Origin of the sequence: Turicimonas muris (genome assembly GCF_002221595.1) — a bacterium.
GTDB classification, from domain to species: Bacteria; Pseudomonadota; Gammaproteobacteria; order Burkholderiales; family Burkholderiaceae_F; genus Turicimonas; species Turicimonas muris.
In genome coordinates, this window is the sequence record NZ_NHMP01000001.1 from 595,180 (window position 1) to 620,555 (window position 25,376).

Annotated in this window: 25 protein-coding genes; 9 read left to right on the top strand and 16 right to left on the bottom strand. The window is 43.6% G+C overall.

Annotated elements, in window-relative coordinates:
* Positions 1-16 precede the first annotated feature (16 nt).
* Positions 17-427 (top strand): VOC family protein, encoded by a 411-nt coding sequence (locus ADH67_RS02745; RefSeq protein ID WP_066591404.1) that lies wholly within the window; start codon positions 17-19, stop codon positions 425-427.
* Positions 428-493: 66 nt separating this feature from the next.
* Here ADH67_RS02745 and ADH67_RS02750 read toward each other — a convergent pair whose 3' ends face one another.
* The 6 genes from ADH67_RS02750 to ADH67_RS02775 form a co-directional block, all read right to left on the bottom strand.
* Positions 494-883, bottom strand: a complete 390-nt coding sequence (locus ADH67_RS02750) for an HIT family protein (RefSeq protein ID WP_084081428.1) — start codon at positions 881-883, stop codon at positions 494-496.
* Positions 874-1,989: an HNH endonuclease domain-containing protein gene (locus tag ADH67_RS02755; RefSeq protein ID WP_158212615.1), complete on the bottom strand. Its 1,116-nt coding sequence runs from the start codon at positions 1,987-1,989 to the stop codon at positions 874-876. Before ADH67_RS02755 ends, ADH67_RS02750 begins: the two co-directional genes overlap by 10 nt.
* Before the next feature lie 305 nt (positions 1,990-2,294).
* On the bottom strand, positions 2,295-2,876 hold the full coding sequence (locus tag ADH67_RS02760; RefSeq protein WP_066591408.1) for an NAD(P)H-dependent oxidoreductase: 582 nt from the start codon (positions 2,874-2,876) through the stop codon (positions 2,295-2,297).
* A gap of 2 nt (positions 2,877-2,878) precedes the next feature.
* Positions 2,879-3,118: a hypothetical protein gene (locus ADH67_RS02765; RefSeq protein ID WP_066591410.1), complete on the bottom strand. Its 240-nt coding sequence runs from the start codon at positions 3,116-3,118 to the stop codon at positions 2,879-2,881.
* A gap of 17 nt (positions 3,119-3,135) precedes the next feature.
* Complete coding sequence (dcuC, locus tag ADH67_RS02770) at positions 3,136-4,524, bottom strand: C4-dicarboxylate transporter DcuC (RefSeq protein WP_066591412.1); 1,389 nt, start codon at positions 4,522-4,524, stop codon at positions 3,136-3,138.
* Between the two features lie 35 nt (positions 4,525-4,559).
* On the bottom strand, positions 4,560-5,969 hold the full coding sequence (locus ADH67_RS02775; protein ID WP_066591414.1) for an amidohydrolase family protein: 1,410 nt from the start codon (positions 5,967-5,969) through the stop codon (positions 4,560-4,562).
* A 113-nt stretch (positions 5,970-6,082) separates the two neighbouring features.
* Between ADH67_RS02775 and ADH67_RS02780 the strand changes: the two genes are divergently transcribed.
* A complete protein-coding gene (locus ADH67_RS02780; protein ID WP_066591416.1) occupies positions 6,083-7,051 on the top strand; it encodes a LysR family transcriptional regulator in 969 nt (322 codons plus the stop codon).
* A 7-nt stretch (positions 7,052-7,058) separates the two neighbouring features.
* Here the strand turns inward: ADH67_RS02780 and ADH67_RS02785 are convergent, their stop codons facing one another.
* The gene (locus tag ADH67_RS02785) at positions 7,059-7,532 is read right to left on the bottom strand and encodes a zinc-binding metallopeptidase family protein (RefSeq protein ID WP_066591417.1); all 474 of its coding nucleotides are present in this window, start codon (positions 7,530-7,532) and stop codon (positions 7,059-7,061) included.
* A gap of 147 nt (positions 7,533-7,679) precedes the next feature.
* Here ADH67_RS02785 and ADH67_RS02790 point away from each other — a divergent pair, with 147 nt between their 5' ends.
* Positions 7,680-9,569 carry an IS1634 family transposase gene (locus tag ADH67_RS02790; RefSeq protein ID WP_158212616.1) on the top strand — a complete coding sequence of 630 codons (1,890 nt, stop codon included), beginning with the start codon at positions 7,680-7,682 and terminating at the stop codon, positions 9,567-9,569.
* 29 nt (positions 9,570-9,598) lie between these two features.
* On the opposite strand, the gene ADH67_RS02795 is transcribed toward ADH67_RS02790, so the two are convergent.
* Positions 9,599-10,594 (bottom strand): amidohydrolase, encoded by a 996-nt coding sequence (locus ADH67_RS02795; RefSeq protein ID WP_066591419.1) that lies wholly within the window; start codon positions 10,592-10,594, stop codon positions 9,599-9,601.
* 823 nt (positions 10,595-11,417) lie between these two features.
* Between ADH67_RS02795 and ADH67_RS02805 the strand changes: the two genes are divergently transcribed.
* Positions 11,418-12,692, top strand: a complete 1,275-nt coding sequence (locus tag ADH67_RS02805) for an IS256 family transposase (protein WP_089275696.1) — start codon at positions 11,418-11,420, stop codon at positions 12,690-12,692.
* Here the strand turns inward: ADH67_RS02805 and ADH67_RS02810 are convergent.
* Positions 12,679-13,482, bottom strand: coding sequence for a tyrosine-type recombinase/integrase (locus tag ADH67_RS02810; RefSeq protein WP_066591423.1), 804 nt, complete (start codon positions 13,480-13,482; stop codon positions 12,679-12,681). The two genes, ADH67_RS02805 and ADH67_RS02810, sit on opposite strands and share 14 nt — an antisense overlap.
* Positions 13,479-15,017 (bottom strand): ESPR domain-containing protein, encoded by a 1,539-nt coding sequence (locus ADH67_RS02815; protein ID WP_066591425.1) that lies wholly within the window; start codon positions 15,015-15,017, stop codon positions 13,479-13,481. Before ADH67_RS02815 ends, ADH67_RS02810 begins: the two co-directional genes overlap by 4 nt.
* Before the next feature lie 51 nt (positions 15,018-15,068).
* Between ADH67_RS02815 and ADH67_RS02820 the strand changes: the two genes are divergently transcribed.
* Positions 15,069-15,332 (top strand): type II toxin-antitoxin system RelB/DinJ family antitoxin, encoded by a 264-nt coding sequence (locus tag ADH67_RS02820; protein WP_066591426.1) that lies wholly within the window; start codon positions 15,069-15,071, stop codon positions 15,330-15,332.
* A 3-nt stretch (positions 15,333-15,335) separates the two neighbouring features.
* Complete coding sequence (locus tag ADH67_RS13745; RefSeq protein WP_066591427.1) at positions 15,336-15,602, top strand: type II toxin-antitoxin system RelE/ParE family toxin; 267 nt, start codon at positions 15,336-15,338, stop codon at positions 15,600-15,602.
* A 70-nt stretch (positions 15,603-15,672) separates the two neighbouring features.
* On the opposite strand, the gene ADH67_RS02830 is transcribed toward ADH67_RS13745, so the two are convergent.
* Positions 15,673-16,341: a hypothetical protein gene (locus ADH67_RS02830; protein ID WP_066591428.1), complete on the bottom strand. Its 669-nt coding sequence runs from the start codon at positions 16,339-16,341 to the stop codon at positions 15,673-15,675.
* An 81-nt stretch (positions 16,342-16,422) separates the two neighbouring features.
* Here ADH67_RS02830 and ADH67_RS02835 point away from each other — a divergent pair, with 81 nt between their 5' ends.
* On the top strand, positions 16,423-17,697 hold the full coding sequence (locus ADH67_RS02835) for an IS256 family transposase (protein WP_066591429.1): 1,275 nt from the start codon (positions 16,423-16,425) through the stop codon (positions 17,695-17,697).
* 242 nt (positions 17,698-17,939) lie between these two features.
* On the opposite strand, the gene ADH67_RS02845 is transcribed toward ADH67_RS02835, so the two are convergent.
* Both ADH67_RS02845 and ADH67_RS02850 read right to left on the bottom strand, forming a co-directional pair.
* Complete coding sequence (locus tag ADH67_RS02845) at positions 17,940-18,911, bottom strand: ketopantoate reductase family protein (RefSeq protein WP_084081432.1); 972 nt, start codon at positions 18,909-18,911, stop codon at positions 17,940-17,942.
* A 14-nt stretch (positions 18,912-18,925) separates the two neighbouring features.
* A complete protein-coding gene (locus tag ADH67_RS02850; RefSeq protein WP_066591433.1) occupies positions 18,926-19,504 on the bottom strand; it encodes a flavin reductase in 579 nt (192 codons plus the stop codon).
* A gap of 352 nt (positions 19,505-19,856) precedes the next feature.
* Here ADH67_RS02850 and ADH67_RS02855 point away from each other — a divergent pair, with 352 nt between their 5' ends.
* Positions 19,857-20,831, top strand: a complete 975-nt coding sequence (locus tag ADH67_RS02855) for a TAXI family TRAP transporter solute-binding subunit (RefSeq protein WP_066591436.1) — start codon at positions 19,857-19,859, stop codon at positions 20,829-20,831.
* Positions 20,832-20,907: 76 nt separating this feature from the next.
* Entirely contained in the window at positions 20,908-23,088 is a 2,181-nt protein-coding gene (locus tag ADH67_RS02860; protein ID WP_066591439.1) for a TRAP transporter permease, read from the top strand.
* 625 nt (positions 23,089-23,713) lie between these two features.
* Here ADH67_RS02860 and ADH67_RS13310 read toward each other — a convergent pair.
* Genes ADH67_RS13310 through ADH67_RS13320 form a run of 3 tightly spaced genes read right to left on the bottom strand, consistent with a single transcriptional unit; the run spans position 23,714 to position 25,021 of the window.
* On the bottom strand, positions 23,714-23,941 hold the full coding sequence (locus ADH67_RS13310; RefSeq protein WP_201415704.1) for a hypothetical protein: 228 nt from the start codon (positions 23,939-23,941) through the stop codon (positions 23,714-23,716).
* A complete protein-coding gene (locus ADH67_RS13315) occupies positions 23,941-24,375 on the bottom strand; it encodes a hypothetical protein (protein ID WP_217983927.1) in 435 nt (144 codons plus the stop codon). The genes ADH67_RS13310 and ADH67_RS13315 overlap by 1 nt, the downstream gene beginning before the upstream one ends.
* The gene (locus ADH67_RS13320; RefSeq protein WP_201415706.1) at positions 24,323-25,021 is read right to left on the bottom strand and encodes an NCS2 family permease; all 699 of its coding nucleotides are present in this window, start codon (positions 25,019-25,021) and stop codon (positions 24,323-24,325) included. Before ADH67_RS13320 ends, ADH67_RS13315 begins: the two co-directional genes overlap by 53 nt.
* Positions 25,022-25,376 lie beyond the last annotated feature (355 nt).

Consider the following 25,376-nt stretch of genomic DNA (forward strand, 5'->3'; position numbering starts at 1 on the left):
TCATATCTGTAAAGAAATGGACAAGCTTTTTTCTCTGCAATCTCTGGACCACTTTGTTCTTACCACGGCTCAACCCAACGAGATGGAGGCTTTCTATTCAAAATTGGGATTTGAAGTTCGTAAAGACGGTGCAAGATATGAAATTCTTGCGCCTGCTTTCAAAATCAATCTTCATATCAAAGGTCATGAATTAGAACCAAAGGCAGTTTTGGCCGAGCCAGGAACCGGAGATTTTTGCATTGAAATCTCGACAGATAAGTCATTGCAAAAAATTGAAGAAGAACTCAGGATCCAAGGCTTGAACGTTGTTTCCTGTCCTGTTGAAAGACATGGGAGAAGAGGTACTATGACCTCTATCTACCTCAGAGATCCTGATAAAAATCTTGTGGAACTGGCGTTGTATCCTAGGTCAAGTAACAAAAGATAAGCTGTCGAAGATTTTGGGAAAAGACAGAACCAGGTACCTAAACTTGAAGGCATAAGTTCTGTACCTTCAATACTTTTGTTTTGAAGGTATGACGCCTCGAACGCCGCCGCGAGGATTTGCGACGTCTCCTTTGTATCTCGGGATCAGATGTACATGGACATGAAAAACTGACTGCCCTGCAGGCTCTCCTACATTAACTCCCACGTTGTATCCGTCTGGATGAAATTTTTCATCAACTTGTTTTTTCATGATAACAAGCAGATCTTGGATCGCTGCGAGCTCGTCAGAAGTTAAATCGAAGTAATTAGCCACATGCCGTTTTGGTATTACCAACACATGCGCCGGACTTACCGGAAAACCGTCATAGACGGCAAATGCCAAATCATTTTCCGCTTGAATCGGAAGATTTTTCGGCAGATTACAGAAAAGACATGGATTATTAACGTCTATTGCCATAATTGGAATCCCATGTTTATTGCCGTTTTAGCCAAAGGATCGACATGCTCCTTGTACTTGTCGATAATGAATGTATCAGAAGCCGAAACAAAATCCGCAATGCTTATTCCAAAGAAATTTTCATACTCCTCAAAGAAATCTTTAGATTTGTTCGGGTCTGTGCGGTAGTGGTATTTAACAAGACTTTGATGCTGACGCGCTAAGGGAGCAACAAAAGTTTCATCAGGAATCAAATCGCTTTTCGAGGAGTTGAGACTCTTCTCTATTGGAGTTAAGTTCCAGATTTGATTGTGGACGACGAACGTCCACGGTAAGTAGTGATCCAGAGCAAAACTGTCGGCGGTGAAGTCGTGACCATAGATGTCCGTAGTAACTTGTTCTGAATTCAGGTAAGAAAGCCAAAATTTTCTCTGCGAATCAAGACTTAATCTGGAAGCTGGAAGTTCAAATTTTTTAACGAGGCCCGGTACCGCTGTATTTCTGGCTTGGAGGAAGTCAGCGAAGTTCCAATAGGTAAAGTCTTTCAGGAGCGAATAATTCTCTCGAAAAAACGCTGCCCATTGGCTTGGTACTTCAATGGAATTCCAATTTCCGTTGGGAAAAGAATAGGGATCACCGTGTGTAGCACCTCTAATAGATTCTGTCAGAGTGCTTGCGTTTTTCGAATGCCAAGCATTCAAAAAACGAAAGGACACTTCCTGAATCAATGGATTAAAAATAATTTTTTGAAAGTTTTTAGGATTAAGTTTGGCGAATATCTGAAGAGCCTTTAGGGCCTCAGCTTCCTTGTACTTCACGCTGAATGGAAAACCGTTCACAGGATTTTTCAGCGCCTCAATGACTTTAGTAATACTATCCCAACACCCGAAAGACAATTTAAAGTGCTGAGTCGGGAGCCAAGATTTTGCGACCATTCTGGCGCAGATGTCTTGAGTGGAAAATACTAGATTACGGGAGGCTGTTGGTTCCGATTCTTTAACCAAATCTAAGATGGCTAAGAACCAGAGGAACTTGTAGGTAGCAGTCGTTCTTTTGAAAACTTTTTGAAGAGGTTGAGTGTTCAGCGAACCTGCTGACGCAAATAGCGGCAAAGGAAGCTTACTCATCACCATTTCTTCTCCATTGAATTACCCAATAATTGTAGTCAATTCTTCGTTGCTTGGGGTTAATGAGATCTCCGGGAAGGCCGCAGAAGATAAGAGTGAGCTCTGGCTTCCGTCGAGTTGAGTCAGTTAGTAGTGAATTCTGATAATGTACCAGCGCCTGGATGTCTGAAATTGGAGAAGCCAGGAGAGGCCGGGAAGTTCGATTTGGACGGGAAATTCTAAACAATCATGCTCAAAAGAAAAAACGCCGAGAGGTCCAACTGAACGGCGTTTTCCCGATGAAAGGTTGTTGGCCTTAGATCACATTAACCAAAGACCTTTTTTAAATGCTCCTTAAAGCGTTTTGTATCTTCTTCCAGCGTAGGATTCTTCAATACATCATTAGCCATGAAGCTTGGAAGAGGCTTCATTCCTAAGAATTGGAACGCTTTATGAACCGGTAAGAAAACGCCGTCGATCCCAACGCCGCCGAAGAAATCATCTTTCTCATCAAAGGCAGCTTTTGGAGCATTCCATGTTGAGCTCAGCATGTACTTCTTATCGGTAAGAATGCCGCCCGTACCATAACCAACGGAGGGATCGCCGTGATGGCGGCCGTCGGTACCGACAATTCCCGGCTGAACAAAAACTTCGTCTTGATATTTCTTGAATTGCCAGGGTGTACTCATCCACCAGCCGGGGGTTTGAACGATTATTACATTGGCCCATTGAATTTTTTCAACTTCGGCAGCAATTTCCCATGAACCGCCGATGAGTGAGATCTGAACTTCGTGGCCCATCTTCTCAAGCTCTTTCATTGCTAAATCAGAGTAGTAATGATTGAGCTTTCCGCCTTGGTCAAAATTTTGGCATCCGCAATCAAGAATAAGAACTTTTTTCTTTGACATCTTCAACGCTCCTTTGATTTGAAAACTTTAATCCAATCCCCCGGAAAGTCAATCCGGAAAAGAAACTTGTTTAATGCTTCAATCGTATTGATACCAAAATAAGGTGTAGCGGCATTTGCCGGTGAGCCTTGAATGGGTACCTCAAGCGTTCTAAATTCTCCAAGATTCAAAGCAGGACAAGGTGCTCTGAGATTTAAGAAGATCAAATCATGGGAGCCGGACTTACGCCCGTCGGCTCCCATGTCCTCAATCTTAAAAGTTAAAGGAAGACAAAAGAGGCAGCTATTGAAACCATTGTGCCAACAATCATTGGAGGAATTGTTCTTGCTACCGCTGCAAAGGGCGAAACATTCGCAATTTTTGCGACGGAAATCGTAACGCCGGCAATTGGAGACATAGAACGAGCAATCCCGGCAACCAGTTGAACAGGACAAGCCATTACGAGGATATCCCATCCAACAGACTTGGCGGCTGTCGGAAGAAGGGAAGAGAATGCGAAGAATGCCGCATTTCCGGATCCGGTAACAAAGGAAGCCAGAATCATAATGCCGCACATGACTAGCAGCATAATCATTCCACCGGTTCCTTCCATTGAGGCTGCAGCGTTAATAATTGTAGTAATGCCTCCTGTGGCTTTCAGGCCGTCAGCAAAGACGCCTGCGCAGATAATCAAGGATACGGTAGAGGCGAACACTCTTCCCATGCCCGAGAAGAAAGACTTTATATTTTCACATGATTTTCTGAAATTACGCGTGTAGAGGCAATCAACTAAGAATGAAAACAGGGTACATGTCATCATGGCAGTAGCCAACTCTACTCTGTATCCGCTGTACACAAACTTGGAGAAAATGAAGAGCAAAACAATAGGAAGGACGGGGAAGAGTGCGTAAATCTTAGGAGCGGACTTTCGCTCGTCCTTGACTTCAAATTCACTGTGCAATTCAAAGTCTTTCGCTGTTAATTTGCCCGAGGCAAGATCTCTTTTATCCATGAATTTCTGGTAAAAGAAGTGAGTTGCTGCTACTGCTATAACTGTAACGATAGCCACAGGAATTTGTCCGTCAACAAAGTACTCCATCGGAGAAATCGAGGCAAGTTTTGCTGTGAGGATTGAGTTAGCTGAAGCGGGTCCTAAATCAAGGGCTGACATTGTAATAATGCAAGCTACGGCTGCCACATTGGAGCATCCTACAGAGATGAGAAGCGGATAAACCATCAGCATCATCAAGACCCCTAAGCCCACTGCAGAAGGAATAAATACGTTAATTAATTGCCCTAACGCATAGGCTAACGCCAGTAGAAGATAAGGAGACTTTACATAACTTAAGGGCTTCGCGGCTATCTCAACCATCGACCGAGTTGCTCCGATCTTGTCCAAATAATCAGCGAAACCGGAAATAATCATGATGTTGAGACCTAACCCAACCAAGATGCTTTTAGATTGATTCGTGAAATATTGGATTACATCAAAAAAAGCACTTTTTGTTGCTGATTTTGCCCCGTGAAGTAAGGGTTCGGGAGAAATCGTTGCCATCACGGCCAATAAAATAATACCGACTAAAAACAGCGACCACGGCGCATAATATCTTTTGACAATAAGAAATCCGACCAATATGACGCCGAGAAGGACACATATAATTCCAAACATAAGCAATCTCCTTTGGGTGTAAGTATTTTTTTTTTCTATGGGATAAAACGATTCTCAATTCTTTGAAGAGAAATCCTCTCGGCAATCGAGAACGGAATTTTTCTTTTACTTAGATAATCTTTTCCTCTTTCATCACAGATAAGTCTCGTACCTTTCCCGAAAACACGGCCGTCCTTCATGATCACTTCTCCGTTTGTTACTGTGGCAAAGGCTTTTTCTTTTTCTAAATCGAGAACGGTGATGTCGGCGTCAGCTCCTATGCCCAAATGACCTTTATTAGGCAATCCAAGAGCATTGGCGGCGTTCAGGCTTGATTTAACAACGAACTCAGGCAGAGAGAGGGCTCCAAACTTAACCAAGAGCAAACCTTTTTCCACAATGACATTTCGCGGATAACAGCCTCCGTCAGTTGAGAAGGAATCAACGACAAAAGTTCCGTTGTTTCTCCTGGCAGTAGCCAAAAGGAATCTGCTAGCAGAAGGATTCACAGAAAAAGAACCTGCAACTTTCGTCCCCACGGACTCCCAATACTCCACTCCTTCTGAGCCGCTAACTAGCTCGCCGACTATACCGTTATCTTTCAGAACCCCAACCTCACCGTCGAGGATGCATTTCTTCATTCCTTCATAAGTGGGCTCGTATCCTTTTTTTCGCAGACACGTGATGGTAACTTTGCTCAGAGGGACGCCGTTTTCGATAATAAGCCGCGTCCCGTTTAAGTCTGACAGATATGACTCTGAAAACAGATTGGGACTTCTTTTTAACAACTCAATGGCTTCTAATGCTTCGGAGATTTCGTCGCTAATTTGGGCTCTGCAGTAACTGTTAACGTGGGCAATATGAAGAAAGTGTTTGGCGGCAGCATCGACCGCATCTCTGAGCCCTTTAATATTAGAGCCGTGAAGAGTATTTCCGACATGCCATGCTACCCAGGCACTCTCTTCGCTGCAATCCTCAATAAATGCCTGAGAAATATCCACATCCATAGGAAAATGGCCGCCCAGAAGCTTTATGCCTAACGCCCCTTTCTCTAAACATTGTCTGATGAATTCGATTCGTTGAGATTTTTCTGGACGATTTGTACTAAGGCTCTGAGGATAGCTCGCTGCCTCCAATATCGCCATGTTTATTCCGGCGCCGCTTTTTTCAATGCTGTCAAGAATGTTATCGATAGGGCCGGCTAAATCAAAAGCCGTGCATACGCCGGCGAGCGCAACCATACGTTGAGCATGTGGATGTCCAAATAACGTCCTCATGTGAGTATGCATGTCAATAATTCCGGGGATAACTATTTTCCCCTCTGCATTCAATTCTTGCTTTGTTGATGTCGAGGAAAAGTTCGAGATCTCTATAACTTTTCCGTCTTCGATGAAAATATCTGCGATGCCAAAAAAATGATTCTTAGGATCAATAATTTTCCCGCCGCGTATGACTAGATCTGCCATCCCTTATCTCCGTTATCCAAGATCTTGAATTAATGTTAAACACAACTAATAACAATTTCTATAATATCTAGTAAAATTGGAAATCTAGTTTGGCAATTTGGAAAACTTAGACAATGGCAGACGATATAGAAAGCTGGGAGATTTTTGTCTCTTTGTATAAAACAGGTTCTATCGGGTTAACTGCTCAAGAGCTCAATGTCGACGCTCCGACCGTTTCGAAGAAAATTTCCGTTCTAGAGAAAAAAATAGGGAGATGTTTATTTGATCGCAGATCAAGGCCGTTTGCTCCCACAGTTGATGCGGTAGAAATTTATGACAATGCGCGAGAGATAGTAAATCACAGAAAAAAAATTTCTGCCTTTATTTCCGATAAACAAAATGAAAATGGTGCCATCATCCGAGTGATGCAGGGGAACAGCTATAGAAGGTACGCTGCCGCCCTAGCATTTAACTACCAAAGAGAACATCCCAATCTAAGATTTAACTTTGTTTCTCCCATAGACATTCAGGACTTTCTTGATAGAAAAGCAGATCTCATCGCTATCTCCGGTGAAATTAATCTGCCTAATTGCGTCTTTTTATCCCGTGGAAGAATGATTTTTATTCCAGTTGCTTCCCCCAATTATCTAAAAGAGAGCGGGCCGTTGGACCATCCTAAAGATCTAACTAATCATTATGTGTTTAGCAACGGTTTTATAGATCGTTTCACTTCGCACCTGTCTTATCCATTTAAAAAGAAGGATCGTCTTTGGACTATGACAGTCACTGATCGGATACGATGCTCGAACGTCGAATTTTCAAAAACCGCTGCTCTTCAGGGGCTTGGAGTTTGTCCTTCTCTTCCTCTGTTTTGTTGCATCGATGAGCTGGAAGCAGGGACACTGGTGCCTATTCTTGATGGCTGGCATCGTCCCTCTGTACCTAATTATGTTGTATGCCGAAGAGAAGATTGGAAGCTGAGATATTTTAGAGAGTTTGCAACATGGTATGCGGATCAACAGAAAGATATTCAATGCAAATGCGAAGAGCGACTCGTTAAAGTTTTCGGCCAGGATTTTTTAGATAATCTGGCCGAAAACTAGGAAACTTTTAGACTCCGTTCTTCTTTTGAGCAAAACGGGTGAACACTTCAAAGCCCATTGGCATCGATTCAGTATCTTGAAGATCAAAATCTCCTTTGTGATGGCCACGATGATTGCATCCCCATCTGAAGAGGGCTCCTTGACCTCCTTTCTCTACCACCCGCTTAATCATAAGGGTGAAGTCCTCTCCGCCCACAGGGGCATTAAGATCAATAATTTCCTTTACTTCCGGTATTTGCTTGCCTACATCTCTTAACTCTTCAAGTAAATCAGGACATTCTATTAATGTGGTCGAGTAACCGGCTCGTTCGATTTTGGATTCGACATCATAAGAGACGGAATTTCCTTTAACTATTTTTTCAACATTCTCGGAAAGATAGTTGAGAACCTCTTCGGTCTGTCCTCGAATCTCGCATTCGATCTTGGCGTGTACAGGTGTGATATTTCTGCCTTCTCCGGCGTGAAGGGTGCCTACAGCCACGCGAGATACTCCCCTGTCTTTAATACTTTTTATTTAGTCTGATCCGTTTTGAACCCCGATGGGTTCTTTATTTTTGCCTAAATTTATTTTCTAATAATATGTATTAACTGTAGTATAATTAGCTTAATGATAAATCTTGGGGGTCCTATGCGTTATAGGTTGGGGTTTAGTTCTAACAAAGACAGTTCTAGTGTTTATATCGAGTGTTCTATTCGAAAGCCAGGTGTCAAACATCCCGTTCGAGAAATCATTAAACGCTTTGGAAAGAAAAAAGACCTCTTAGCTAAAGACCCTGCGGCACTACAAAAGATCCAAGAAGAGGTTGACCGGATGAACCTCAACTGTGAGGGTAGGAAACTGCTTTCCACTCCCACTTCTCTTGAGTTACTTTCTAAAGATTTATCCGAGCTTCTTCAACGACAAACTTTGGATCCTAGTGCCGTTTTTTGTACTCGTAGTGCCGGCTATCTTATCTTGCGCCGCCTCTATGATGAACTTAAATTGGATGCTAAGTTCGATTACATTGCAACGAAAGGCTCTTTCAAGTATGACTTAGCAGAAATTGCCAAGGAACTAATTTTGCTCAGAATTCTTGCCCCGTCCTCCAAGAGACGTTCCTCAATCGAAGGACCCGAGCGTTATCTTGGCATGGAGTTTGATAATCTAAATCAAATCTACAAAGCTCTGGATGTACTCTGTGCGAATAAAAGCGACATCATCCGATACTGGAATCGTCAAATCAGCAAGCTGGTTCCCGACAGGGATACTTCGATTTGTCTTTATGACATAACTACATATGCCTTTGAGAGTACCGATCAAGATGCGCTAAGAGATTTTGGCTATTCCAAGGACAAGAAATTTAATGAAGTCCAAGTAGTTATGGGATTAGCTACGGACAAACAAGGCTTGCCCCTCGACTATGGTCTCTACAGAGGCAATCAGGCTGAGGGGGCTACTATGGTGCCCTTTGTTAGTGAACTAAAGAAGAAATTTAATGTTAAAAGCTTCACGGTAGTTGCCGATAGAGGTCTGAACAGCCAAGCTAATATCGACGCTCTGATAAAACTCGGAGATAACTACGTTCTAGCCTCCAAGATAAGAGGCGCAAGCAGCGATATACAAAGAGAAGTTCTCTCTGAGGAAGGCAGAGTTCCAATACAGAAAGTCTCCGAAGACGGGGAAATCTTAGACTTCGGCTGGTACAAAGAAATTCAATTGAACGGTCCTATCAGCTACGAGTCGCCGGAATACGTCTTTGAAGACGGTGACAAAGAGAAAGAAAAGCAACTTGAGAAAAACTTAAACCATACAAAAACGAAATCTGGGAAATACGTAAATAGCCAATTAAAACGCAGACTCATCGTTACCTGGACCGATGCGAGAGCCAGAAAAGACAGAAAAGACCGAGAAAGGTTAATCAAGAAAGCTCAGGAGCTAGTTGGAAAACCTTCTAAGATCAAGACCTCATTCAAAAGAGGAGGAAGAAGTTTTATTCTCTTAGATATGGATTTGGAGACTGCAAGAATAAATGAATCACTAATTGCAGCACAGGAGCAATTTGATGGAATTCATGTTATCGAAACATCATTGAGTTCACCTGCTTCAGAAGTGGTAAGAATCTATAAAAACTTATGGAGAATTGAAGATAGTTTCCGCCATTTAAAAAGTACTTTTGAGGCAAGACCAGTATATTTACGGCTGCCGGATCATGTGCGCGGACACTTCCTAATCTGCTTTTTAGCTTTATGCGTCCATCGTTATTTGGAATATAAACTTCGGGCAAATAATACTCCGGCCACGACCGATGGAATTATCAGAGGACTGAACCGAGCCACGATATCATTGATTAATCCAACCTCCGGGATTGAGTTTTACGGCACCGCTGGCTTTGACTCTACAGTACGAAACATTATGAATCTAGTTGGCTTGACGCCTCCAAATACTTACGAAGACCCAAGCGCTTTGAGGAAGAAAATGCGACTCTACACTTCTGTCAAAGATTTATTCTCTTCTACTACAATAAGTTTAGAAAATTAAGAAAAAGAGAAACTAGAGCTGACGGGGCCTCACAGGCCCTTTTTTAATTCGTAGGCATAAAAGACGGGATAAGAGACGGAATTTCCTTTAACTATTTTTTCAACATTCTCGGAAAGATAGTTGAGAACCTCTTCGGTCTGTCCTCGAATCTCGCATTCGATCTTGGCGTGTACAGGTGTGATATTTCTGCCTTCTCCGGCGTGAAGGGTGCCTACAGCCACGCGAGATACTCCGTTTCCGTGACGAGGAATTCCTACTAGCATCATGGCTGTTGCGCAGGCTGCCATAAGAGCGCTGTGCCCGAGATGCGGGTTGCTTCCGGCATGAGAAGGTGTGCCTTTAAAGCTAATGTCGTATTTAATACTTGCTAGAACGCCCCCGTGCACTAATGCCATTTGGCCTAGTTTAGCAAGTCCTCCACAATGCGAGCCGACGATAAAGTTCACATCATCAAGGATTCCAGACCCAACGATGGCTGCAGCACCGCGGACGCCTTCTTCGGCCGGTTGGAAAATAATTTTAAATGTACCTTTCAGTTCTTCCTTGTGTTGAATCAACCATTTTGCAATAGCTAGTCCGAGAGCGGCGTGCCCGTCGTGCCCGCATGCGTGCATCCTCCCAGGGCGTTTTGATGCGAATCCAAACTTTACCGGCAAATGGTTTGGATCTTCGGATTCCATCACGAGTAATCCGTCAATATCAAATCTAAATGCAGTTGTTGGGCCCTCTCGTCCTGTATCCAAAATCGCAATAGCACCTGTGTATCCATCACAAGATTCAATGAAATCAAGAGGAACTCCGTCTTTTACTGATCTATCGATTGCTTCTCGAACCTTGGCTTTATCTCTTCCCATTACTGTCTGAGGATTGATTATTTGTTTCCCTGTCAAGATGGTTTCGTATCCCATCTGTTTTAATTTACTGACGATGAAGTAAGTGGTTTCAAACTCGGTCCAACCTTCCTCTGGAAATTGATGAAACTTTCGTCTGTATGAAATCATCTCCTCTAAATGTTTGGGGTCCATATATGCTCCTCGGTAGTGATGCTTTGTTAAAAAAGTAAGGGTTAAAGTTATTAAAAGGCATGGGCTGTTTACATTTCAACAATTTTGAAAAGTTGAAAAACTGATCCGCAAAAATCACTTTTTCTATCCCGCTTTTCTCCCATAATGTGGTACCTCGCAGGAAAGCGGATGCGCATAAGCCACTCCCTTTCTCTCTTGATGTTAAACACAACTAATCACAATTTCTATAAGACCTAGTAAAACTAGAAATCTAGTTTGGCAATTTGGAAATCCAAGAAAATGTAGGCAATATAAAAACCTGGGAAATTTGATTTCTTTGTATAAAACAGGCTTTACTCGGAAAAACTGTTAAAGATCTTAATGTCGACACACCAACCTGATAGAGCCTTCTCGCTGTAAAAACTCAAAAGGCACTATCAGAATTAAATATAAAGGAGAACGGCAAGTTCAGTAACAAAAGGAGAACGAAGATTTAAGAAAAATTTATCTAAGCTAGGGACATGAGCCGCTCAAGACAAAAAATAGAGTTCCTAAGAAGAGAGCTTACAGTCTTTAAGAATTATTTTGATTGTTTCACCGACTGAACAGGAAGGATTTTCTTCGTAGAAGCTATAGCCACAAGTTTTTTTCTCTATTAAGTTAAGTTCGCACTGTTCTACGATCTTCTCATAATTGTCCATTGCCGTTTGAACATCAGAAAAATTTAAAGAGTTGAGAACAGAGTTGAAGAGTATGTAAGCAATTTTGTGTCTTGTCCGATTTAACAATTTTCCTTTGTTTGGAGAGTAGTTAAACTTCTAAGCAAGGGATTGGAGAATCAAAGATGGCAAGAAGAGTAAAGCAACCTCTCAGTGAGGCCGACGCTTTTTTAACGAAGTACATTGATCAAACCTTAGCTAACACTGGCAAAATCGGCTGGAGCTCAGAAGAAGTAAGCGGCATGGTTCAAGAGGTAATGAAACGGTTTCTTGAAAGATGCCTGGAAAGCGAAATGGATTTTCATCTCAAAAACGGAGAAATTGTTCCTGTCTCAAAAGAAGCAAAGGATGAACCTGAGCCGGTCAATAAGAGAAATGGGACAAGCAGTAAGACGGTCATCACCGACAATGCCCAAGTTCGTATAGAAGTTCCTCGAGACAGACTAAGCAGTTTTGAACCGATCTCCGTTCCCAAATACGAAAGACACTTAAAAGGGTTGGATGACAAAATCATCAGCATGTACGCAAGGGGTATGAGCAATCGTGAGATCTCTGCCCATATGAAGGAAATTTACGGAGTTGGAGTAAGTGCAGAATTCATAAGCAGAGTGACCGACGAGGTGTTAGAGGACGTGCGTGCATGGAGGAGTCGGCCTCTGCAAGACTTTTATCCGGTGGTCTTTTTTGATGCTCTGAGAGTAAAAGTAAAAAACGGCAATACCATTACGCCCAAAGCCCTGTATCTTGCCTTGGCCGTTAGAGCCGACGGCTCCCGTGAAGTTCTCGGGATGTGGCTGTCAGACAATGAAGGGGCCGCATACTGGACAAGCGTATTCAATGAAATCAAAGCTCGCGGCTGCAATGACATTTTGATAGCAGTAACAGATGGTCTTAAAGGAATGACAAAGGCCATAGAAACCGTATACCCAAAGACGATACATCAGACTCGTATTGTGCATTTGCTGAGAAATTCAACGGCTTTTGTCTCCTATAAGGACTTGAAAGGAGTGCTGAGTCAACTCAAGGGAATATATGGGGCAGCTGATGCGGAGGAGGCAAGAAACAGACTTGAAGATTTTGCCGAATCTACGCTTGGTAAACGCTACAGTGTCATCAAGGGGATGTGGCTGAATCAATGGGAACAAGTTATTCCCTTGTTTAACTTTCCTCCGGAAATTAGAAAGCTGATCTATACAACCAACAGTATTGAAGCGTTGAATCGTTCGATTAGGAAGGTAATCAAAACCAGAACAATGTTCCCGAGGGATGATTCAGTTTACAAACTGGTATTTTTAGCAATAAAGAATGCCACCAAAGACTGGAACAAATCAGTATTTAGATGGCGTCAGGCAATGCTCCAGTTCGTTGTGATGTTTGGAGATCGCTTCAAACAAGGATAAAATGGATGGGATGGGCGAAGCCCTCGGGAAGGCAGTTCGCTTGTTCCACTACGTTCCACAAGCGAACTGCCTTCCCGGGAAAACAAACTACATTATGAAATTGGGACAGACACAAAATTTCGGACACTCCTGGGAAAAAAGTTCCGGCTTCCAGTCCTCTTTTTATAAGCCACTCATCAATGTACTTATCTAAATTCTTTGGTAGATAAACCCGCCTCTCTTTGTTTCCTTTGCCGATAAAAGAAAAACTTCTATCAATACAATTCCAGTTCGCAAGTTTCAAGGAGACGACTTCGGCCCTGCGCAGCCCGCAGCCCATCATTACGGCAAAAATGGCTCGGTCACGGAAGCCTTTTGTGGTGCCGTTGAAACAAGACTCTAAGAGCCTTCTTCCTTCTTCCAAGTCTAAACTGCGGCCCTTGGGAAGTCTTTCAAATTTCAAACTTTTCAGACTACTGATTTTCAGATAAGCCGACTGCGGAAGCAAATCATTAGACCATGCCTCCTTAGCCACTTCTTTAAACACAGTTAAGTAAAGATTTTTAGTTGAAGGTGAGCACCCTTTCTCTTCAAGAGCACCCAAAATTTTTTGCCAGTGACTCCTTCTAAGTTTGGACCATTCAACTCTGTCATAGGAAGAGTGCCCCAAGATTTTTGCAATGTTTTGAACACAATTTTCTACGGTTGTCTGAGAACGTTTCGATCCCAAAGTTTTTACATATGAATCAGCCGGATTAAATAAATTTGATCGGCAGGAAGGAAGGGACAGTACATTTTCTGATTCGCTCATTTGGTTCTCCGGGAGGAAGAAAAAGAAGAAAGTCTATAAAACTCAAAGACAACAAACTTTGATTTGAATGCTTCCATCAAATCGGCTGCCTGCGTCTGCGTCAGATTGACGCCGGTAACGATGACTTTTCCGCCGGTAAATTTGGCGTGGACAATCAGATTCTGAGCAACGCTTCCGGGAACATAGTGACGGAATAAATCAGTCAGTGCCGTTTTTGTTTCTTCCGGAAATTGCGCATTTATACTGACGGTTGTTAATGCTGTCTGACCTTGGCTTCCTAAGGAGTCAAATACGTTGGAAGCGTTATTTGTTTGAATAGTGCCGGATGAATTCAGTTTTCCGTTAGAAGCAAAAGTAAAACCATTCTGGAAGTTGATTGCTCCGGTGTTGTTGAGATTGCCGGCAATAGTGAATGCATTAGTTTCCGTCCAGCTGCCACGGTTATTTAGCGTTCCTGCCGAAGACAAGTTTCCTCTGCTGATGACATTACCGGTAAAATTTAACGTTCCGCTGGAGGTCAATGAGCCGTATAAATCAGCATTGCCCAGGCTCAGGTTCCCGGTGTTAGAAGCAGAACCTCCTGACTGATTAAATTGAGTAATTTCTAAAGTGCCAGCATTGGTAAGAGAGTCGTTACTCTTATTCAACGTACCGAAGTCATAACTGCCGCCTGTTATGTTGATATTTCCAGCTATCTGAGTTAATAAATTTCTGTTGGTTAAATTACCGCCCCCTAAAGTAAGCGAATTACCAACAGAAAATTGACCGCTCTTTCCTCCTACTACCAGCGAAGATTCGTTAGAAAGGGTGCCTCCTAAAACTGATAATGAATTGGAAGCATAGGTTTGGATGTTATTTGTTTGATTAAAAGTACCGCCACGTACAAAAAGATTTTCTGTACTTATTGATCCGTCTTTGATTCTCGTTAGATCTAGAATTCCTTCAGAATCAATTGTTTTGGAATACACATTGATATGCGTATTACGGTAATCGCGATGAACATCAACAAAACCTGTTTGGGTTATTTTCCAAGTATTGCCCACGTTGAGATTGGAAATGCTTGAATCTTTGTCGCCTTCATTTCCGCTGCCTAAAGCTAATTCACCGCTAACATTTAAATTGCCACCAACGTTTACGGTTCCGTTTAATTGAGCTCCGCCATCCCCGTTATGACTTACAGTTAATTTGCCGCCATTATCAATATGAAGATTGCCTTGAACAGTCAGGACTTGATTGTTGTTGGTATAGTCCTTTGAGGTCCAAACTACCGATCCATATGATCCATTGCCTACGGTTAGATCACCTGTAACTATGTAATCCGAAGCCATAATGTGATGCTTGGAGTAAATCATCTCATCGAAGCTATGATTTCCTTCCAAGGTGACTGCGGCATGAGTAGTTAGAGGCAGAAGTAAACTTGAAATTCCGATTATGGTTGGTTTTCCTGCTCTTTGGCAGGCAGAAGACACTGCTTCGGATACTGCAACAAAGCACCCTCTAGCCTTATTCCAAATCTTTTTATAAATTTTGTTCATGATTTTTAATATACAATTACAGTGTTATGACAAATTAACTACATTAAAACTATGAGTACAGTTACAGACACCCAGATTCAAGTTCGGCTGACACAAGACTTGAAAGAACAAGCTTCGGTTCTCTTTGAAAAGATGGGTATGAGCCTTTCCGAAGCTGTCAGAACATTTTTGAGTCAAGCGGTTGCAGAACAAGGAATGCCATTCAGAGCGCATATTCCTAACAAGGAGACCATAACTGCTATTAAGGAAGTGGAGGCAGGAGGCGGAACCAAGTACAAAAATCCAGAGGCTTTTTTTAAAGAGATGGATATTTAACTCATGAAAGAGTTTGTCGCATCCTCTAGGTTGAAAAAGGACATAAAACTTGCGAAAAAAAGACATAAGGATTTGACTCTTTTCAAAGAGATAGTTCGATTGTTGATGTCTGAGCAACCACTTCCCGCCTCTGTCAAAGACCATCTCCTTATTGGAAATTGGGCAGGCTGTCGGGAGTTGCATCTTGAGCCTGACTTTCTTTTTATTTATGAAAATCGCCCCGAGCAGATCTATGGAATACGTCTTGGATCCCACTCGGATCTCTTCTAATTCGTCTCTGACAGATAGCGAATTGTTCTGGCTCATAGGTTTTCTCCTGAAAGAAATACAGAAACTTCAGTTAGCACTCTTGTGGAAAAGTGCTGGCGGAAATTTCTGTTGGAAGGAGAAAAAACTTTGATTTGAATGCTTTTGTCAAATCAGCTGCCTGCGTCTGCGTCAGATTTACTCCGCTAACGATTAGTTTTCCGCCGGTAAATTTGGCGTGGTCAACCAAATTCTGAGCAACAGTTCCGGGAACGTAATGACGGAATAAGTCAGTCAATGCAGTCTTCGCTTCTTCCGGCAATTGGGCATCCAGGCTGACAGTCGTCAATGTTGTCTGGCCTTGGCTGCCTAAAGAGTCAAAGATATTTGAGGCATTGTTGGTTTGAATAGTGCCCGAGGAATTCAGCTTTCCGTTAGAAGCAAAAGTAAAACCATTCTGGAAGTTGATTGCTCCTGTGTTGTTGAGATTGCCGGTAATAGTGAATGCATCAGTTTCCGTCCAGCTGCCACGGTTATTTAGCGTTCCTGTCGAAGACAAGTTGCCTCTGCTGATGACATTACCGGTAAGAGCTAACGTTCCACTTGAAGTCAATGAACCGTATAGATCAGCATTGCCAATTGTCAGGTTTCCTGTGTTAGAAGCAGAACCGCCAGACTGGTTGAATTGAGTCACAGTTAAAGTGCCGGCGTTGCTAAGAGTACCGTTGCTCTTATTGAAAGTACCGAAGGAGTATGTAAGCAATTTTGTGTCTTGTCCGATTTAACAATTTTCCTTTGTTTGGAGAGTAGTTAAACTTCTAAGCAAGGGATTGGAGAATCAAAGATGGCAAGAAGGGTAAAGCAACCTCTCAGTGAGGCCGACGCTTTTTTAACGAAGTACATTGATCAAACCTTAGCTAACACAGGCAAAATCGGCTGGAGCTCAGAAGAAGTAACCGGCATGGTTCAAGAGGTAATGAAACGGTTTCTTGAAAGATGCCTGGAAAGCGAAATGGATTTTCATCTCAAAAACGGAGAAATTGTTCCTGTCTCAAAAGAAGCAAAGGATGAACCTGAGCCGGTCAATAAGAGAAATGGGACAAGCAGTAAGACGGTCATCACCGACAATGCCCAAGTTCGTATAGAAGTTCCTCGAGACAGACTAAGCAGTTTTGAACCGAACTCCGTTCCCAAATACGAAAGACACTTAAAAGGGTTGGATGACAAAATCATCAGCATGTACGCAAGGGGTATGAGCAATCGTGAGATCTCTGCCCATATGAAGGAAATTTACGGAGTTGGAGTAAGTGCAGAATTCATAAGCAGAGTGACCGACGAGGTGTTAGAGGACGTGCGTGCATGGAGGAGTCGGCCTCTGCAAGACTTTTATCCGGTGGTCTTTTTTGATGCTCTGAGAGTAAAAGTAAAAAACGGCAATACCATTACGCCCAAAGCCCTGTATCTTGCCTTGGCCGTTAGAGCCGACGGCTCCCGTGAAGTTCTCGGGATGTGGCTGTCAGACAATGAAGGGGCCGCATACTGGACAAGCGTATTCAATGAAATCAAAGCTCGCGGCTGCAATGACATTTTGATAGCAGTAACAGATGGTCTTAAAGGAATGACAAAGGCCACAGAAACCGTATACCCAAAGACGATACATCAGACTTGTATTGTGCATTTGCTGAGAAATTCAACGGCTTTTGTCTCCTATAAGGACTTGAAAGGAGTGATAAGTCAACTCAAGGGAATATATGGGGCAGCTGATGCGGAGGAGGCAAGAAACAGACTTGAAGATTTTGCCGAATCTACGCTTGGTAAACGCTACAGTGTCATCAAGGGGATGTGGCTGAATCAATGGGAACAAGTTATTCCCTTGTTTAACTTTCCTCCGGAAATTAGAAAGCTGATCTATACAACCAACAGTATTGAAGCGTTGAATCGTTCGATTAGGAAGGTAATCAAAACCAGAACAATGTTCCCGACGGATGATTCAGTTTACAAACTGGTATTTTTAGCAATAAAGAATGCCACCAAAGACTGGAACAAATCAGTATTTAGATGGCGTCAGGCAATGCTCCAGTTCGTTGTGATGTTTGGAGATCGCTTCAAACAAGGATAAAATGGATGGGATGGGCGAAGCCCTCGGGAAGGCAGTTCGCTTGTTCCACTACGTTCCACAAGCGAACTGCCTTCCCGGGAAAACAAACTACATTATGAAATTGGGACAGACACAAAATTTCGGACACTCCCAGAACTCCTCCGCTTCGGACTTCTTTCTCTTTGCCGAAAGACAAGATTTTGTTTATCGGACCTAAGAGCTAGAGGTAGAAAACCGAAATTTTCTACCTCGGATTAAACCGCTCAATAGTTGCTTTCCATCTCTCGGACTTTTTGCAGAATTTTCTCATTAACTGGAGTTGGAACTCCAAGCTCTTTGCCTAATGCAACAACAGTTCCTGCAAACATCTCAACCTCGCTTCGCCGTTTGTTGACGCCGTCCTGTCGCATAGAGGGCATGCCTTCGGGATTCAATTTGTCGATAATTCCTAAATATTGGAGATATTCATCCTCAGTCAAACAGACGCCGTTCTTCTGGCTGAGTGCAAGAACCTCTCTCATGGCGGCTTTCATCGTCTCTCTCGGAGCACCTTCTTGATGAACCGTTCTGAATTTTCCTTCATTAATCATGACGGCTTGATTGACGCCGACATTAAGCATCCACTTGCACCACATCCGATGAATAATGTCTTCCTCGGAAACATACGGCAGAGAAATAGAATCAAAAAAGTCTTCTGTCCTTCTAAGTGCTGCTTCTAATTTAGGGTTTTGATTGTTTTTCGGAATGCCGATGCAAAGTTCACCTAAATCTCGATAAATAACCTTCGAACCTTGTTTTAGAGCATCCATTTTTTGCCCGATGCAGTACAGTACATTGGCCTGGGGAAATGCCTTCTTCAAAATCTCTTCGCTGGAAATGCCGTTAAGCAAAGAGATAATGACGGTATTCTCATTAACTAGAGGAGCAGCAGTTTTAATGGCGTCATCTAAAGCCGTTCCTTTTACGGAAAAAAATAAAAAGTCCGCCGGGGCGCTGCTTTCATCCGGCGTAACAAAATTGAAGAAGCATCTTTGATCGTTTAAATAAATTTCTTCTTGTTTGTAGCGTTCGCAGCGTTTTTTATCAGCGGCAAAAGTAACGCTGTGCTTTCCTAAAGCATTTTCAATGGCTTTGGCATAGAGAATGCCTAAGGCACCAAGACCGATAAAGTAGACGGAAGGAGCAGGAGATTTGTTCATAGCTGGAGATATAAGAAAACCGGCCGAAGCCGGCATATCGTTTACGAAAATTAGTCATCGTACCCTGGTACAGGCAGGCGCTTGCCGAGACGATAGAACATGGCGCCCCCGAAGTTCGGCAGGATGCTGAAGTCAGCATCCAGATTTTCAAATTGCGGATGTCCGTCTTTAATCACTCTCTCGTCATAGAAGGCTTGAACGATTTGGCCTAAGAAAAGGTCATATTTTTTCTGGATTTCCGTTTCAGGAAGAACTTTGCACACTGCCCAGGCGACACATCCTTTTGGCAACGGGAAACGGCAGTCATCGACTTTGTAAAACTCGATTTTGCTGTCCTCAATCTTGGAAGAAAGGGAGTTCTTCGAGTTGGAGCCTAAGAACATTAATTTTTCGATGATTTTGGCAGTCGGCAAGGCTAATAAGAAATAGCCGTCTTTTTCAACTAATTTGCGGGTGTAGTGGCTGCTGTCGATGACAACGCTTAATTTGTCGTAGTCGAGCGGGCAGCTCCAGCTGGCAGGCATGATATCGAGATCATCGCCGCTTTGGGCTTCAACTAAAACGGTGCCCCCTAAATTAAAAAGTTTCCAAACTTCGCTAACGCTGATGGTTTTAATGTTCGCAGTCATTACTGTATCTCCAAAAGATTTTCTGCCTATTGTATGACTATTCTAAAAAAGACGTTAGAACACCAAAAAAATGCACAAAGAAAGTGCATAAAAAAGTAGGCGCACCAAATAGGTGAAATAAATATGCTGATTTTTGGTGAGGAACCGGCTTTTACTTCGCGAACCGAATATTTAGTGCGTTAAAAACTTGGCACGGTTTTTGCTTAATAAAAATTATTCGAAATTCTTATCAAGATTTTCGCCGTCTTGGTGATAAACGGATCTCCCGAGAGTCACGCAAGACAGAAACAATTAAGGTCAAGAGCCAAGAAACACTTTCAGAAATTCTCAATTCTATTTGGAGGCTTTTCAAATGCTGATCAAAAAACTTCTCCCAGTTGCTTTTGCTGCTTCACTTGCTTTCGCCGGCTCTGCTGCCTTAGCTGCCGGTCAGACATTCGTCACAATCGGTACCGGCGGCATTACCGGTGTTTACTACCCGACAGGCGGTGCTATCGCTAAAATCATCAACGCCAAGAAAAAAGAATACGGTATCCGTGCTTCTGTTGAATCTACCGGCGGTTCTAAGTTCAACATCAACGCTATCGACTCTAAAGATTTGGACTTCGGTATCGCTCAGGCCGATACACAGTACCTTGCTTACAACGGCAAAGGTCCATGGGAAGGTAAGCCCGTCAGCAAGCTTCGCGCTGTTTTCGCTCTTGCTCCTGAAGCCGTCACATTCGTTGCTGCTGAAGATTCCGGAATCAAGTCCATCAATGACGTTAAAGGAAAGACAATTAACTTAGGCGATCCTGGCTCAGGCAACCGCGTTAACTCTACTGACATCTTCAAATATGCCGGTATTGTTCCAGGCAAGGACTTCCGCGATGAAAAACTTAAACCGGCCGATGCTCCTCGCGTTCTCCAGGACGGTCGTATCGACGGCTTCTTCTACACTGTCGGCCATCCGAACGGCAACATTAAAGAAGCGACAGCAGGCAAGAGAAAAGTTCGCATCGTTCCTATTACTGAAGTCGGTGATTTGCTCAAAGACGCTCCTTACTACGCTATGACGGAGATCCCGATGGCTCAGTATCCGGACGCCGTTAACTCCAAGGATAAAGTCAAGACTGTCGGCATGCTTGCCACACTGGTGACTTCCGCCGATACACCTGATGATGTCGTTTACGCCATCACTAAGGAAGTCATGACAAACCTTGACGACTTCAAGAAGCTGCATCCGGCTTTGGCAGGTCTGACTAAACAGTCCATGCTCGAAGGTTTGACCGCTCCAATTCATCCGGGCGCTTTGAAGTACTACAAAGAAGTCGGCTTAGTCAAATAATCAAGCCTTAAGTACCACCTAGCCGTGCCCGGGACGCTCTCCCGGGTATAGGCGTAAATAATAAAAAGGAATCTTCATGTCAAATAGCCAGAATGAGAAAATTCTTCTCCCGCAGGCAGGTATTCCTGGTTTTGTTCTAACTCCAAGGAAGAATTCTTCCGAAGATATTGTGGGAGAGTACCGAGAAGAGGTAGTACACGGAGACAGAGGATTAGCGGGAGATAAAACCGGCATTTCCGCCAAGATTACTTTTGTAGTTGCGTTATGCTGGGCTTTCTTTCAGATGTCCACAGCCAGCTGGCTGCTTTTGGACTCTTTGCAGGTGAAAGCTATTCACTTGGCTTTTGCTTTGTCTTTGATTTACTTGAACCTTCCGACTCTTAAATCGGAAACTAAATCTCGCTGGGACTTGCGAATTCTCCTGGCGATGAAAAAAGTTACCATCGTTGACTGGATGATTGGCCTTGTCGGCGTCATTGCTGCCCTCTATATCGTTATTGACTATGCCGGAATCTCCGAGAGACCGGGTCAGCCGATCGGCCGCGATTTGATTATGGGCGTAACTCTCGTTGCTCTTATGCTTGAAGCAACACGCCGCGTACTCGGGCCGGCGCTTCCGGTTATTGCTGGAGCCTTTATGGCCTATGTGTTCTTAGGGCCATACTTGCCCGACGTAATTGCTTTCAAAGGTGCGACTTTAACGCGCTTCATCTCTCAGATGACCATGGATACACAGGGCATTTACGGTGTACCGCTGCATGTGTCGGCCACCGTCGTGTTCTTATTTGTGATGTTCGGAACAATGCTCGATAGAGCCGGGGGCGGAGCCTTCTTTACCCGTTTGGCTATTTCCGGGTTAGGACAATATCGAGGCGGTGCTGCTAAAGCCGCTGTCGTCAGTTCAGCTCTCTCCGGCACCGTTTCCGGATCATCCATCGCAAACGTCGTAACTACCGGAACATTTACAATTCCTTTAATGAAACGGCTCGGTTATCCGGCTAAAAAAGCGGCGGCTATTGAAGTTGCTTCTTCCGTTAATGGTCAGTTGGCTCCTCCGGTCATGGGCGCAGCCGCCTTCATTATTGCCGAGTATGTCAACGTACCTTACATCGAGGTGGCGAAGGCGGCAGCAGTCCCGGCTTTTGTCTCTTATGTCGGTTTGCTGTGGATTACCCACATTGAAGCCTGCAAGTTGGGTCTTAAAGGCTTGCCTAAGTCTGAGCTTCCCAGATTCTGGACCGAACTGAAGAACGGTTTGCATTATCTTCTCCCGCTGTTCGTTCTCATTTGGGAACTTGTGGTGGAAATGCATTCTGCTGAAATGTCCGTCTTCAGAGCCATCTTAGTGCTGGCTTTCCTGATGGTTTTCCAACCTGTAGTCATTGCTAAGGTTCACAATGCGGACATGTGGGCTGCCTTTAAGTTCGGCGTAAAGAATGCATTAAGCTCTATGGCTGCCGGTGCCAACAACATGGCCGGCGTTGCTTTAGCAACCGCTTCTGCCGGTATCATCGTAGGCTGCGTCTCCTTAGGTCTAGGACAGCAGATTACTTCCTTTGTTGAAGCTCTTTCGATGGGCAACATCTTCCTTATGATCTTTATCACCGCGCTTGCCAGTCTGCTCTTAGGCATGGGTTTGCCGACCACGGCTAACTACATCATAATGGCATCTTTGACAGCCCCTGTGATTGTTGAATTGGCTACGGGGATGTCTCTTCATGGTCAGGAAATCGTTATTCCTCTGATCGCTGCTCACTTGTTCTGTTTCTACTTCGGGATTTTGGCCGACGATACCCCTCCGGTTGGATTGGCAGCATATGCAGGTGCGGCGATTGCTAAGGAAAATCCGATTGCCGTGGGCGTGCAGGGCTTCTTATATGACATTCGTACGGTGATCATTCCGGTATTCTTCCTGTTCAACTCCGACATCCTCTTGCTTGGTATTGATACCTGGACTGAAGGACTCTTTATCTTCGGTATGACTTCTATCGGCATGATTGCCTTTACCTGTGCTACACAAGGTTGGGTTCTGACCCGTGCCAACATCATTGAACGTGCATTACTGCTTGTGGTTACCGTCATCATGATGTTCCCGGCAACATTAACAGGCTTCTTCATGGATTACAGCCAAAGATACTGGGGCTATGCAGCCGGTATCGCACTCTTCGGTGTTGTTGTCCTGATGCAGAAGATGAAAGGACAGCCTGCCAAGGTTGACAGTTTAGAAATGCCTAAAGATCTGGAGGCTCAGGTCTAAAACAAATTAGTTTGTCTTTCAGGCTGCTCGATATTAATGGATGGGAGATTCGAGCCGCCTTTTTTTATTTGCTTATAGCGCTGAGCTTCATATGCGGCATTTGAAGAGGTCACACTGTAACTGACGGAATTCTGCCGAAATAAGTGAGCGAATCTACTGGGTCAGAAATTTTGTCGTCAAACCTCAAAAAACTGTTCCGAAAGTTAATCAAAGAAAGCCGCCGCTGTAAGGACTTGCAGTTATTTTCAAATAGATCTCTGATAGAAATGATCTACAGCAAAGGGTGGTGAATTTGGAAGATTTATTGAGCGGCTGAGCTTTGGCAGCCGCTCAATCGCCGAGGAAAAGTTAAGTTAAACAAACAGTTTTGGTTGGTTCTCCAAGGCCACTTCTAAAAGGCTCAGACGAATGAACAACATCTGAGGTCCCCAGTGTACCAGAGCATGTCATACGATAGGAGTACAGAATTTCTCTCTCAGTGCAAATGCCAATTTGGAGCATATTCACGTGATTCAAATGCTTCCATGAAGACGGGAGTTTTTTGGAAATCTGTAGACGGGATTATTTCTTTGGGCTAAAAGTTTTGATTATGAGACCTGCTTCGACAGGTCTCATATAAGTTGATTTAATTAGTGAGCAGAACGGCTAAGAATACCAAGGCAATAATTGCCATCGTGAGCGTAATTTCCTGGCGCTTGCCGGATAAGACTTTGAGAATCACAAAACTAATGACGCCGAATCCAAGACCTGTTGCGATGTTGAATGTAAACGGCATCATGAAGATTGTTAAGAAGTATGGAACATCGGTCGAGATCTCTTTGAAATTGATGCGTGTTACGCTTTCTTGAAGCATCAGATAGCTAAAACGCAAGAGGTTGCAAAAGCCGGAACCAACGTCAAAATCGGTGTAATAAACAAGGTCAGGAAGCAGAAGAGTCTCAAAAATAATGCGCACAGACCGGTTCTGGCTCTGGATTCGATACCAACGGCACTTTCTAAGATGGCCGTAGCAGTTGAAGTACCAATCATGTCGGCGCCGATAGTGGCCACGGAGTCGCTGATTAAGGCCTTGTCGAGATTTGGAATGTGGCCATTTTTCTGCATGAAGCCTGCTCTGAATGACAATCCAATCAACGTGGACATATTGTCAAAGAGGTCGACCATCGTAATGGAGAACAAAACACCGACGATGCCGATTGTCATCATGCTCTTGAAATCGAATTGGAAGATGGTTTCAGTCGGGAAGAATTTGAAGTTGTTGGAGAATAGGTCTTGCAAGCCGTCCAACGGTGTAGCGCCTAAGATAAATAACTCCGAGAGCAGCAACTAAAAGAATGGCTATCAGCATCGCTAAGCGAACGCCTTTTGCAGAGAGAACTGCCGCTGTCAGAATACCGAGAATTGTCAGATAGGCTTCCGGTTTTGTTAAATCTCCAAGTCCGATTAAGGTTGCAGGATTGGCAACCACGATCCCGGCATTCTTTAAACCGATGATAGCAATAAAGGCACCGATACCGGCCACAATAGCAAGTTTTAAATCCAAAGGAATGGCTTTAATAATGGATTGTCGGATGCGTGCTACGGTTAATAGGAAGAACACTAATCCGGAAACAATGACGGCAGCACAGGCTGCCTGCCAACTAAGCCCCAGAAATCCGCAGACGTAATAGGCAAAGTAAGCACTGATGCCGAGTCCGGGTGCTACTACAATCGGATAGTTGACGATGAAAGCGATCATCAGTGTCCCAAGGATGGATGTCCAAATGACGGCAACGGTTACATCTGCAAGCGGCATACCGGCATCTTTCAGCATTCCCGGGACGACAATGAAGAGATAACAAATCGCTAGATAAGCAGAAACGGCACCTAGAAATTCTGTTTTAACGGTGAAGCTTCTTTCTGTGATTTTGAAGAAACGGTCTATAGCGTTCACAGTATTCTCGGAGAGTATTTAACAATTTGTAAGATTTTAGCTAGATGATTGTTCTGCAACTCTCTGAGTGCATATTGTGAGCGTAAATATCCTTAGTGCCATTAAAGAAAAAATTGGACTTTTGAGAGTGTGGACAGGAGCATTCATAGGTATTCAAACTTCAAAAAAACGACTTTCGCCTGAAGAGGAGTAGACCTTCTGTTGGGAGTTTGCGGTTTGCTTTAATCGTCATTGGTTTTGTAGCAACAAGTGCTACAAAACCCTGATTTCGGTAGAAGGTGTTAATTGTTAGTATATGCAAAATCATATTTCTTAAAATCAATGAGGTAATAATGACTCCTCTTCTTAAAAAAGG